Source organism: Vibrio sp. RW, assembly GCF_027587105.1.
In the GTDB taxonomy this organism is placed as follows: domain Bacteria; phylum Pseudomonadota; class Gammaproteobacteria; order Enterobacterales; family Vibrionaceae; genus Vibrio; species Vibrio toranzoniae.
The window spans coordinates 51,698-63,140 of the sequence record NZ_JAPPTM010000007.1 but is presented as its reverse complement, the minus strand read 5'-3'; the positions used below and the strand labels follow the sequence as shown (position 1 = coordinate 63,140).

Here is an 11,443-nt window from a genome sequence, read left to right as displayed (position 1 = left end):
ATTGAAGATGACTGAAAAGAAACAAGGTAGAAGAAGTGCAAAAGACGCCGAAGAGACGCGTTTTTTGATCATGGGCGTTGCCGCAGATATGTTCTGTGACTTTGGCTATGATCGTGTTTCACTGCGAAACATCAGTGAAAGAGCAGGTGTATCGCATAGCCTTATCCGCCATCATTTTGGTAGTAAAGAGAAGATATGGCATGCGATAAGCGATTGTTTACACGTATATTTTCAGTCTTATATTGCTAAGATAATGGAAGAGCTTCCCAAAGACGTAGCACCAAACATTTCTATCTATTTGTTTAGCATGCGCCTTTTTAGCAACATGATTCACTCACGCAGACCAATGCAGCTTATTTCTGATTCAGTCCGCCAAGAAGATCACCTAGTTGATTACTTTATCGACAACACTGGTGATATTGAAAAGGAAATAAATCAACTGGCAGCGCAATATAATGATGCGAATCCAGACAACATGATCAATATTTATGAAGTTAAGTGGCAAATGATCATGTATGCACATGGTGCTGTGTGCCTAACACCATTTATGGAAAGTACGTGGAACGAAGGTGAAATGGAAGCAACTCCAGAAGAAGCCCTGCACATGCATTGGCAGTTGTTCAATACGCAAATGGTCAGCAAGTTTAATGTCGACAGTGAATGGGTGTTGAATCCAAGCTCTATTGGAGAGCTGATTTACGATGTGCCTTGCGTATGGAAGTGTAACCAAGAACATCAGTAAACCGATGTTTGAATATATCCTGATTGTAAATTAGTTTACTTGATAAAAAATGCGCCGTTACAGTTGGCTCTGTAACGGCGCATTTTTTTTGTGTCGATCTTAATGTAGAGATACTCCAGTATTTTCGGCCACATTATCGGTCCAACATAACCAATTATTGCTTACGTAGAGTACGTAAGCTGCACCAGACATCGCACATAAGGCATTGATCGATTAAAAACCTGATCTTACCAACGCACCATTTCCCACCCAAGCCTCGAGAGCCCGTTTTTCTCCGCGTAACCATATGCATGACACAATATTTTAATTGATTAATTCTCAACAACAACTGTAACTAAAAATTAACAATCGATGGAATTTCAATCATAAATACGGTGTGAACCACAAAAATGAGCCACAATTGTAATGATTGACATCAGAGGTATAGATTCAACAAGCATGCTAAATGACATCGTTTAAATCAAACACAGCCGCAGTAGTGAGTTGCAACAGTTTAAACGCAGGTCTAACAGACCTAGTGGAAGGTAGAAATACCTCAACGTCTCCGAAGGCCCATAAGGCGTCGGACTTTTAACAAGGAGAGATTATGAGAGGCGTTGCTTTGCATTTTACACTGGATGAGTTCCAGGACCGATTAACAAAAGTTCGGCTGTCGATGGAAGAACGAGAATTGGATGTCCTTATCATTCACGATCCTTCTAACATGGCATGGCTGACAGGTTACGACGGTTGGTCTTTTTATGTACCACAATGTGTCGTTGTGGGCTCCTCTGGCGAGCCTGTTTGGTTTGGGCGCTGCCAAGATGCAAATGGGGCGTACAGAACTGCATATATGTCGGCAGAAAACATCACCTATTACCCTGACCATTATGTTATGAACCCGCCATTACATCCGATGGATTTTCTGGTAGAAGCCGTACTGGTTCCGCGTCTTTGGGATCGCGGCCGTATCGGTGTAGAAAAAGACAACTATTACTTTAGTGCCACCGCCTATGAATCACTCATCACTCACTTACCGAATGCTCAACTTCTCGATGCTACCGGGCTAGTGAACTGGTGTCGCGCCGTTAAATCCGATCAAGAACTCGCTTACATGTACCGCGCGGCTCGCATTGTTGAAAACATGCACCGTGTTGCGTTCGATATGATCGAGCCAGGGTTGCCGAAACACCACCTTGTCGCCGAGATTAACCGCCAAGCGGTGCTCGGACATGAAGACCACTTTGGTGATTACACGGCGATAGTGCCCCTTTTGCCATCTGGTGCTGATGCCTCTGCACCTCACCTAACGTGGGACGATAGACCATTCAAAAAAGGCGAAGGTACTTTTTTCGAAATCGCTGGGGCGCACCGCCGTTACCATTGCCCACTCTCTCGCACCATTTTTCTTGGGGAACCAGACGACAAGTTTAAACGTGCCGATGAAGCATTAAATTTAGGTCTCGAAGCAGGCTTAGAAGTGGCAAAACCCGGTAACACCTGCGCCGAAATCGCCAATGCATTAAACCAAGTTCTCGATAAAGCAGGATTCTCACGAGAAGGCGCGCGTTGTGGTTATCCAATTGGTATGAGCTACCCACCAGATTGGGGCGAGCGGACCATGAGTTTACGAGACACTGATAAAACCGTATTGAAAGAAGGTATGGCATTCCACTTTATGCCGGGACTATGGTTTGAAGATTGGGGGTTAGAAACCACCGAAAGCATTGTGATCACGAGTGATGGTGCAAAAACCCTGTGTGATTTTCCACGACACCTCTTTATTAAACACTAATATTTCAAACCTTAAGTTCTGTGAACTAAGCTTAAGAACAAAAAGGAGTTGATATGCAAAAAACCTCGATCACAGCCACCGTAGACTTTGACCGAGAAGGCGTACAGCACGGTTTTTTAACGCTCCCCTATTCCCACGATGACTCCGCTTGGGGAAGCATCATGATACCTATAACCGTGATTAAGAGTGGTCACGGTTCAACATCACTACTTACTGGCGGTAATCATGGTGATGAATACGAAGGTATCACCAGCCTACTTAAATTAGCAAACTCGCTTCAAGCCGAGCAAATCCAAGGCCGTGTTATTATTGTGCCTATGATGAACTTACCTGCGGTACAAAATGCTTCGCGTACGTCATCTATCGATAAAGGGAATTTAAATCGCAGCTTTCCAGGAAACCCTGTTGGATCAGTGACCGAGAAAATCGCGGATTACTTTACTCGTTACTTGGTACCCATGTGCGAGTTTGCGTTAGACATTCACTCCGGTGGTAAAACGCTAGACATCGTACCTTTCGCCGCAGCCCACCGTCTCGACAACCTCGACCAAGAAGAAACATGCATCTTAGGTGCAAAACTGTTTGGCGCGCCTTACACCATGATCTTGCTCGAAATGGACACCACTAGCCTGTACGACACTACCGTCGAATCTCAAGGCAAAATATTTGTCACCACAGAACTCAGAGGCGGCGGAACCAGTACCCCAGAAACCATCGCTTATGCCGACCGTGGAATCCGTAATTTCTTACGTTTTTCAGGCAACTTATCTGGTGATTACGAAAAAACAACCCAGCCAACCAAGTTACTTGATATGCCCGATGCAAGTTGCTACGTGCAAAGCCAGCACAATGGCATCGCCGAATACTTATTTGAGCTTGGCGACACCATCAAACAAGGCGATGTTTTGATGAGGATCTATTCGACCGAGCGCACAGGGGCCGCCCCTATCGAATACAAAGCTCAGCGTAGTGGTATTTTTGCTGCACGTCGTTTCCCCTCCATGGTGAATACTGGTGACACTGTCGCCGTGATCGCTAAAGACTGTGGCGAATTGAACTGATTGGTATTTTATAGGGAGAGCAATTATGCGCCTCGATCGCTACGACATAAAAATTCTACAGATACTCCATGACCACGGCCGTATCACCAAATCTCACCTAGCCGAGGCCATTAACCTATCCGTTAGCCCTTGCTGGGAGCGAGTCAAAAAACTGGAAGAAGCAGGCATTATTGAAGGTTACGGTGCAAAAATAAATACCGATGTTTTGTTCAAACGAACGTCGGTGATGGTTGAAGTCACGCTCAAAGAACACAACGCTCAAGCATTCAAACGTTTTGAGAAACTGGTTCAACATTCACCAGAAGTCACGGATTGTTATGCCACAGGTGGCGGTGTCGATTACATCCTCAAAATTCAGGCTGAAGATATCGATCAATATCAGCGTCTTATCGACAACTGGTTGGAGTCAGAAGTGGGTATTGAGCGCTACTTTACTTACATCGTGACGAAAACAATTAAACGTGATGCAGACATATTAGAAGTCAAACAAAACGCTTTGTTCTAAAAGAGAAAATACGCTTAAAACGAAACCAGAAAATTCATCATATCTAACAATGCGGAAAAGAAAATTCTGATGGTTTAAACCTCGGTATCAGAAATTATTCCGTTCACTTCTCCACTACAGTTTAACGATGGACAACGACGCTGGGAGAGGGACTTATGACAGCACTGCACAGCTTACATGCAGAGGAATTAAAAGCCTCGCACGACATGATGGCGATAATGAAAGATGTACGTTTGGTGAGAGGTTTAGCGTATGTAAATGGCAAATGGGTAAGTGGTGACCAATTTCACCCGGTGGTTAACCCAGCGGATGGTACGGTCATCGGCTACATCACTAAGCTATCTCAACAACAACTCTATCAAGCGATTGATGAAGCCGATCAAGCCTTTCGTCAATGGCGAAAAATGCAAGCAGAACAACGCGCTGAAATTCTCATGTGTTGGCACGATCTGATTCTAGAATCAAAACAAGATCTCGCTCGTTTGATGGTCATGGAACAAGGCAAAACATTAGGTGATGCTTTAGGTGAGATTGACTACGGCGCCTCCTTTATTCGTTGGTTTGCAGAGGAAGCACGACGTAACTATGGCGAAACCATCCCAAGTCATATTCCGAATGCGCAACTGTCGACGATGCGCGAACCGATTGGTGTCGCAGCATTGATTACGCCATGGAACTTTCCTAATGCCATGATCACACGAAAAGCCGCCGCGGCATTAGCGATAGGCTGTCCAGTGCTCATTAAACCCGCCAGTGAAACGCCTTTCTCGGCATTGGCCTTGGCAGAGTTGGCGGACCGAGCTGGTTTTCCGCCAGGTGTATTTAACGTGATCACTGGCGATGCGGTGATGGTGTCACAAACCTTGTGTCACTCCGATAAAGTCAAAGCGCTCTCGTTCACAGGCTCAACTCGAGTGGGTAAATTACTGCTGCGCGACGCGGCACAAACCGTGAAGAAATGCAGCATGGAGCTCGGCGGTAATGCCCCTTTCATCGTACTGCCAGATATGGATATCGAGCAAGCAGCCAAAGCCGCCGTGGATGCCAAGTTTCAAACTGCGGGACAAGACTGCTTGGCCGCAAACCGTATCTTCGTCCCTGATGATAAGTACGAAGCGTTTTTGGAAGCGTTTGCCAAAGAAATGAACCACATCGTTTTGGGCAATGGTTTAGATGAAAAAACCACCATGGGGCCGCTGATCAATCGCACTGCAGTGGATAAAGCGCATGATTTGGTGCGTGACGCACTCGACAAGGGCGCGCGATTGGTGGCGGGATACCACCAGCCCGTACCAAGCGACAACTTCTTCGCGCCAACATTGCTGGCCGATGTCACCCCAGACATGGCGGTGTATCGCGAAGAGAATTTTTGTCCTGTAGCAGGCGTATTGCCTTACCAAGACTTAGATACCGTGATTGAAATGAGCAACGACACTGAGTACGGCTTAGCTGCCTATGTTTATGGTCACGATATTCACCAAATTTGGCGCTGCATGCGTGGTTTGGAGTTTGGCATGGTGAGCGTGAACTCAGTCAAGATGACTGGCCACCCTATCCCATTCGGCGGCGTGAAACAGTCAGGGCTTGGACGAGAAGGCAGTCGCCACGGCTTTGAAGAATACAGTGAAATCAAATACTGCTGCTTGGGCGCATTGCCTACCGTCAGTGGCAGTTGAGATACGAAATATGGATATCCAAGAGGAGAAGGATCATGAGCAACAAAACCCAACAACTTTTAGAGATCGATCGTCAGAGAGTATTTCATGCCTCAACCCACCTGAAGCAGTATGCGGCTGGGGAGCTTTCGGGAAGAATTATCTCGAGCGGAAGCGGAATACGCATCACCGATTCAGAAGGCATCGAGCTAATAGACGGCTTTGCCGGGTTATATTGTGTGAACATTGGCTATGGCAGGACTGAAATGGCCGATGCCATTTATGAACAAGCCAAAGCGCTGGCGTACTACCACACTTACGTCGGCCATACGAACGAAGCGCTAGTCACACTGTCAGACCGCATTATCAAAATGGCTCCTGAAGGCATGAGCAAAGTCTACTACGGCATGTCAGGCAGTGACGCGAACGAGACTCAACTTAAGCTAGTGTGGTACTACAACAATGCTCGTGGTCTACCAGAGAAGAAAAAAATCATCTCCCGTGATCGTGGCTACCATGGTTCAAGTATCGCTTCGGGTTCAATGACCGGGTTACCTCTGTTCCACGCACATTTTGATTTACCGCTTGATCGCATCAAGCACACCATGGCGCCGTATTACTATCGCCGTGAAGACGAGAGTATGTCCGAGCTTAAATTCTCTCAATATTGTGCGGATCAACTCGAAGCGATGATCTTGGAAGAAGGCCCAGAAACGGTAGCAGCGATGATTGCGGAACCAGTGCTCGGTACTGGTGGTATTGTGCCACCACCAGAAGGGTACTGGCAGGCAATTCGCAAAGTGCTCGACAAATACGATGTACTCTTGATTGCGGATGAAGTGGTCTGTGGTTTTGGTCGTCTCGGCTCCGACTTTGGCTCACTTCATTACGACATGAAACCGGATCTCATCACGGTAGCGAAAGGGTTAACCTCAGCGTATCAACCGCTGTCTGGCGTGATAGTCGGTGAACGAGTTTGGAGTATGCTAGAAAACGGCACCGACCAATGGGGTGCTATCGGACACGGTTATACCTACTCCGGTCACCCCATGGGAGCGGCAGCCGCGAACTGCAACCTCGATATCATTGAGCGGGAAGGCTTGGTGCAAAACGCAGCCGACGTCGGGGCTTACTTGCAGCAACGCATGGCGGAGACGTTTAACGATCATCCATTAGTCGGTGATACCCGTGGTATTGGCTTGTTACATGCGTTGGAGTTTTCTTCCGACAAACTCCGCCGAGCACACTTTGATCCAAACTTGAAAGTGGGCCCACAAATCGCGGCGGCCTGTTTAGAACAGGGGTTGATCGCACGAGCAATGCCACATGGTGACATCCTCGGCTTTGCTCCACCGCTTATCGCAAATCGTAATGACATCGACACCATTGTCGATAAAGCGCATCAAGCGGTAAACAAAGTGATGGATAACCTCGTCACGTCTAAACAGTGGCAGCCAAAATAGCCGCGCATGACCCTACTCGCAAACCTACCAACAATTACCGCCCCTCTAACCAAATTAGAGGGGCGGTCCTAAGAGATAGACGACATGGAAACAATACCAGCAATACTTTCCGCATAAAAATCGATTGACAGGTTAGGCGAAGAGTTAAAATTGTTGTTCAAGGTCAATAAGATGCGGAATGTAAAGCATTGAGACGAATAGAAGAAGAGCCGTGTACAACCCCTTTCTTAACGACGCGCTTTACCACGATTTTGATGGATCTTAAGTTTCGCTTTCATCTTGCGCTTTTCTGATGAACGACTCTTACTGCGGCCACCGCGCTCGGGTGCAAGGTCTTTTTCAAGACTTGGTTCAAAGCCCTCTAGCCACTCTTGAGGCAAACGCGTATCCAGTAGTCGCTCGATATCGCCCAATAGGTACGCCTCATCCTGACTCATCAAAGAGATTGCTAAGCCACTGTTACCTGCACGGCCAGTACGACCAATACGGTGAACGTAGTCTTCCGCCTTGAATGGCATATCGTAGTTCACAACTTGTTCTAGCTGCTGAATATCGATACCACGCGCTGCGACATCAGTTGCAATCAACGCTCGCACCTTGCCTGATTTGAAATCGTCGAGTGCTTTTTGACGAGCACCCTGACTCTTATCACCATTAATTGATGCCGCTTTTATGCCGTCTAGCTTAAGTTCTTTTACGAGCGCATCAGTCCCCTGCTTAGTTTTGGTGAATACCAACACTTGTTGCCAGTTCTTTGAACCGATCAAGTAAGCCAACAGTTCACTTTTACGTGATTTATCAACCGGATAAACCATCTGAGTCACGGTGTCAGCCGTGCTGTTTTTAGGCGTCACTTGAATTTCACTTGGTGACTGCATCATGCGATACGCCATTGCTTTGATCTTGTTATCGAACGTAGCCGAGAAGAACAGGGTTTGGCGAACTTCATTCATGCGCGAAAGAATGCGTTTAATATCTGGCATAAAACCCATATCAAGCATACGGTCAGCTTCGTCTAATACCAATACTTCTGTCTGGCTCAGCATAATGTTCTTAGTGAACATGTGATCAATCAAACGGCCAGGTGTTGCTACCAAGATATCTGCGCCTGCGCGTAAGTTGTCAGTTTGAACCTTCATACTTACGCCGCCATAAGCCACAACCACTTTCAGGTCCGTGCCTTTCGCGTAGCTGGTTACATTATCAAATACCTGTTGTGCGAGTTCACGAGTTGGTACTAAAACCAATGCGCGAACTAACTTAGGGTTGGGGATAACGTTGTCTTTAGTCTCGATTAATCTTTGAATAATCGGCAAACCAAATGCTGCCGTTTTACCGGTACCCGTTTGCGCACCTGCCAATACATCTTTACCTTCTAATACCAACGGAATCGCTTGTTCTTGAACACTGGTTGGAGCCGTAAAATTTAGCCCTGCTAGCGTAGTAAGAAGGTGCTCAGACAATCCAAGTTGGTTAAAAGATTTAGTAGGTTCAGACATAGTATGATGCTCAAAGATTAAATAGGCGCGGATTGTAGCAAACCTGCATTACGCTGTTTACCTTTCCTTTTGATTTTTCATCAATTGAAGCGTACTAAACTGGTTTGCTTCCGCTAAAACGCTTGGATATAGCTCATTAAAGTGACACTGCAACTTATCATAATGGCGTTCGAGGTCTTGATAACAGTTTTTTAGCATGCCTAGCTTAGGCCTTCTTAAAGCCATTCGCTGTAACACAAACTCAATAGAAGACATGTCTTGATAGCTTTCCAGCCACCGTTGTTCTGCCATCTTCTGATGAATAGTAATGAAGTTTTCAGGCCAGTGTGACTCTTGATGCTCAAAAATCTGTTGATGACTGTCTAAACAAAAGTGCTCTAACGATTGTGTCGAGAACTTCTGCCAATGATTAGCCAAACAATGATCCCAGAATACATCGAGCGCAATAGGCGCAAAGCGTCTTGTTTGGTCTGAAAAGAGAGATTTTGCAGAGCGTGAAACATCATGACGGTCGGTATAGCTATCAACGAATCGATGAAGTCTTATGCCGTTAGAAAGCGAATCTGAATAGTGTTTATTGGGGTCACCCTTAACGAAGTCACCTAACAAATTACCGGCTAAGTTGCTGTTACAATGTTGAGCGATGTGTAGGTGTGCGAGAAAGTTCATTGAACCTCATTAAAGTATCGAGAACTAAGTAACATGGTAAACGTACTCGTTTATCTTCGCGAACTTTAATGAGGATAGTTTTGCTATGAAGTGTGAGCGAATGAGATTTGCTCAGTTTAAGAATTGTTTAATTTGAGAATGTTGAACTACAAAATCTTTAGCTAAGAAAGCTTAGTTTGAGATTTAAAAAGTTCTTCTGCCAGCTGTTGAACGGTCTGCTCATAGTCAGATAAATCAATGCCGATTTCCATAGCATCTAACAACTCAAGACTTTCGTCATTATAAGATTGGTCACTCATAGTGCCCCCTCTATTCCTTGGTGTGGACATAATGTCCTGTTAACTAGTGCACCATCTTGGACTTATATTATGTCACTTTGATGAACGCACTCTACTTTACCCATTCCATATTTATAGCTTGAAGCTACTCGCGATCATTAACGCTTGTTACGCTAAAGGGGTATGCGCGAACGACATATGTACTAACACCTTACACTAAGTACAACTAATTACTCTAAAAGTTTTGAAGCGGATCATAGTCAAACGTTTGCCCTTTTCATTCCACTCATCGAACTTAATCATGTGTACAATAATATTTACAGTGGATGTTTAAAATTACATTAAGCATTGCATTTGAAATTAAACTCAATCAGAATACTTAAAAATCGAGATATTCTTTGGGTTTATTCTCTTAAGCTAGAAGAATTACAACGTAAACACACCTTAACGTAAAGAATTATATACAATGAATAAATCAAAGGTTTTTGGTAGTACTTTGATCATTGCAGGCACTACAATTGGTGCTGGCATGCTCGCCCTTCCACTCGCTTCAGCTGGAATTGGTTTCTCAACTTCACTTTTTTTAATGCTGGGGTTATGGGCTTTAATGGCCTTCACTGCATTATTAATGGTGGAGCTTCACCAATTCGCAGAATCGGACGCCACACTACATACTTTAGCTCACACAATTTTAGGGACCAAAGGAAAGTGGATAGCGAGCTTCGCCGTTATGTTTCTCTTCTACGCTTTATGTGCGGCATACATAGCCGGCGGTGGTGCACAATTTAATCAGCGCATCTCTGAGATCACTAACATTCAACTTAATAGCCAAATCACAACGCTTTTGTTCACACTGTTAGTTGCATGCGTTGTGACCATTGGTACACATAGTGTCGACAAAGTTAACCGAGTTTTATTTGGATTAAAGTTGATCGCAATGGTCATCGTGCTCAGCTTCTTAGCTCCAAATATTACTTCGCAGTACCTAATGAGCATGCCTTTACAACAAGGCCTTGTTGTTGCAGCGATTCCGGTTGTATTTACCTCTTTTGGTTTTCACGGCAGTATTCCATCAATTGTCCGGTACTTAGATGGTGATGTTCGCTCTTTACGTAAGGTAATGATTATTGGTTCTGCATTGCCGTTGGTTATATACGTATTCTGGCAGAGCGTAACTTTAGGTGTAGTTAGCCAAGAACAGTTGCTATCAGACACAAGCTTAGGCGCACTTTTAGTCTCACTGTCGCAAACCGTTCAACAATCAAACTTAAGTGTGATAGTTGGTGTATTTGCCGATCTTGCGCTTCTGACTTCTTTTATTGGCGTTAGTTTAGGTTTGTTTGAATTCATGGGCGATTCATTGAGCAAGAAACTAGGCAATGCAAAACGCGTTAAAACAGCCGCTATCACCTTCTTGCCACCACTGGGGTTTGCGTTATTTTATCCACAAGGTTTCATCATGGCCTTGGGTTACGCCGCAATTGCACTGTCAGTATTGGCGATTCTTTTACCAACCGTGATGGTATACAAAGTGCGCTACACGAATTTCTCAGCAAAGCCTCAAGGTACAGAAGCGACCTACCAAGTGTTAGGCGGAAGCAAAGCGTTATTTTTAGCCGGCAGCGTTGGTGTATTTATCATTGCCACTCAAATTCTTATTTCAGTGGGATTACTACCTTCATTAGGTTAATAAACCCATATCTAACAATTACACTTGATGGAGATCTCATAAATGGCATGTTGGTATCATTAATTTTCACAATTAGTTGATTGTTGTCACATTTTTATTGAGATCGG

The 11,443-nt window shown here is 45.0% G+C and carries 10 protein-coding genes; 7 read left to right on the top strand and 3 right to left on the bottom strand.

Annotation, left to right across the window (positions count from 1 at the left end):
* Positions 1-7: 7 nt before the first annotated feature.
* From OCT63_RS08275 to OCT63_RS08250, 6 genes are all read left to right on the top strand, one after another.
* Positions 8-742, top strand: a complete 735-nt coding sequence (locus OCT63_RS08275) for a TetR/AcrR family transcriptional regulator (protein ID WP_269983553.1) — start codon at positions 8-10, stop codon at positions 740-742.
* 586 nt (positions 743-1,328) lie between these two features.
* Positions 1,329-2,516, top strand: coding sequence for an ectoine hydrolase DoeA (gene doeA / locus OCT63_RS08270; RefSeq protein WP_060466810.1), 1,188 nt, complete (start codon positions 1,329-1,331; stop codon positions 2,514-2,516).
* Between the two features lie 53 nt (positions 2,517-2,569).
* Positions 2,570-3,577, top strand: a complete 1,008-nt coding sequence (gene doeB, locus OCT63_RS08265) for a N(2)-acetyl-L-2,4-diaminobutanoate deacetylase DoeB (protein WP_269983552.1) — start codon at positions 2,570-2,572, stop codon at positions 3,575-3,577.
* A 25-nt stretch (positions 3,578-3,602) separates the two neighbouring features.
* Positions 3,603-4,082, top strand: coding sequence for an Lrp/AsnC family transcriptional regulator (locus tag OCT63_RS08260; RefSeq protein WP_161684327.1), 480 nt, complete (start codon positions 3,603-3,605; stop codon positions 4,080-4,082).
* A 155-nt stretch (positions 4,083-4,237) separates the two neighbouring features.
* Entirely contained in the window at positions 4,238-5,758 is a 1,521-nt protein-coding gene (locus OCT63_RS08255) for an NAD-dependent succinate-semialdehyde dehydrogenase (protein ID WP_269983551.1), read from the top strand.
* A gap of 35 nt (positions 5,759-5,793) precedes the next feature.
* Positions 5,794-7,200 (top strand): aspartate aminotransferase family protein, encoded by a 1,407-nt coding sequence (locus OCT63_RS08250; protein WP_269983550.1) that lies wholly within the window; start codon positions 5,794-5,796, stop codon positions 7,198-7,200.
* Between the two features lie 227 nt (positions 7,201-7,427).
* Here the strand turns inward: OCT63_RS08250 and OCT63_RS08245 are convergent, their stop codons facing one another.
* The 3 genes from OCT63_RS08245 to OCT63_RS08235 all read right to left on the bottom strand — a co-directional run bounded on the left by OCT63_RS08245 (position 7,428) and on the right by OCT63_RS08235 (position 9,667).
* A complete protein-coding gene (locus OCT63_RS08245; RefSeq protein ID WP_269983549.1) occupies positions 7,428-8,699 on the bottom strand; it encodes a DEAD/DEAH box helicase in 1,272 nt (423 codons plus the stop codon).
* Positions 8,700-8,756: 57 nt separating this feature from the next.
* Complete coding sequence (locus tag OCT63_RS08240; protein ID WP_269983548.1) at positions 8,757-9,368, bottom strand: acyl carrier protein phosphodiesterase; 612 nt, start codon at positions 9,366-9,368, stop codon at positions 8,757-8,759.
* Positions 9,369-9,529: 161 nt separating this feature from the next.
* Positions 9,530-9,667 carry a hypothetical protein gene (locus tag OCT63_RS08235; protein ID WP_167346757.1) on the bottom strand — a complete coding sequence of 46 codons (138 nt, stop codon included), beginning with the start codon at positions 9,665-9,667 and terminating at the stop codon, positions 9,530-9,532.
* 445 nt (positions 9,668-10,112) lie between these two features.
* Here OCT63_RS08235 and OCT63_RS08230 point away from each other — a divergent pair, with 445 nt between their 5' ends.
* Positions 10,113-11,336: an aromatic amino acid transport family protein gene (locus OCT63_RS08230; protein WP_060466817.1), complete on the top strand. Its 1,224-nt coding sequence runs from the start codon at positions 10,113-10,115 to the stop codon at positions 11,334-11,336.
* Positions 11,337-11,443: the final 107 nt, after the last annotated feature.

Coding starts and splice junctions, on each gene's coding strand:
- OCT63_RS08255 (WP_269983551.1), top strand. CDS start 4,238: ATGACAGCACTGCACAGCTTACATGCAGAGGAATTAAAAGCCTCGCAC.
- doeB (WP_269983552.1), top strand. CDS start 2,570: ATGCAAAAAACCTCGATCACAGCCACCGTAGACTTTGACCGAGAAGGC.
- OCT63_RS08275 (WP_269983553.1), top strand. CDS start 8: ATGACTGAAAAGAAACAAGGTAGAAGAAGTGCAAAAGACGCCGAAGAG.
- OCT63_RS08240 (WP_269983548.1), bottom strand. CDS start 9,368: ATGAACTTTCTCGCACACCTACACATCGCTCAACATTGTAACAGCAAC.
- doeA (WP_060466810.1), top strand. CDS start 1,329: ATGAGAGGCGTTGCTTTGCATTTTACACTGGATGAGTTCCAGGACCGA.
- OCT63_RS08245 (WP_269983549.1), bottom strand. CDS start 8,699: ATGTCTGAACCTACTAAATCTTTTAACCAACTTGGATTGTCTGAGCAC.
- OCT63_RS08235 (WP_167346757.1), bottom strand. CDS start 9,667: ATGAGTGACCAATCTTATAATGACGAAAGTCTTGAGTTGTTAGATGCT.
- OCT63_RS08260 (WP_161684327.1), top strand. CDS start 3,603: ATGCGCCTCGATCGCTACGACATAAAAATTCTACAGATACTCCATGAC.
- OCT63_RS08230 (WP_060466817.1), top strand. CDS start 10,113: ATGAATAAATCAAAGGTTTTTGGTAGTACTTTGATCATTGCAGGCACT.
- OCT63_RS08250 (WP_269983550.1), top strand. CDS start 5,794: ATGAGCAACAAAACCCAACAACTTTTAGAGATCGATCGTCAGAGAGTA.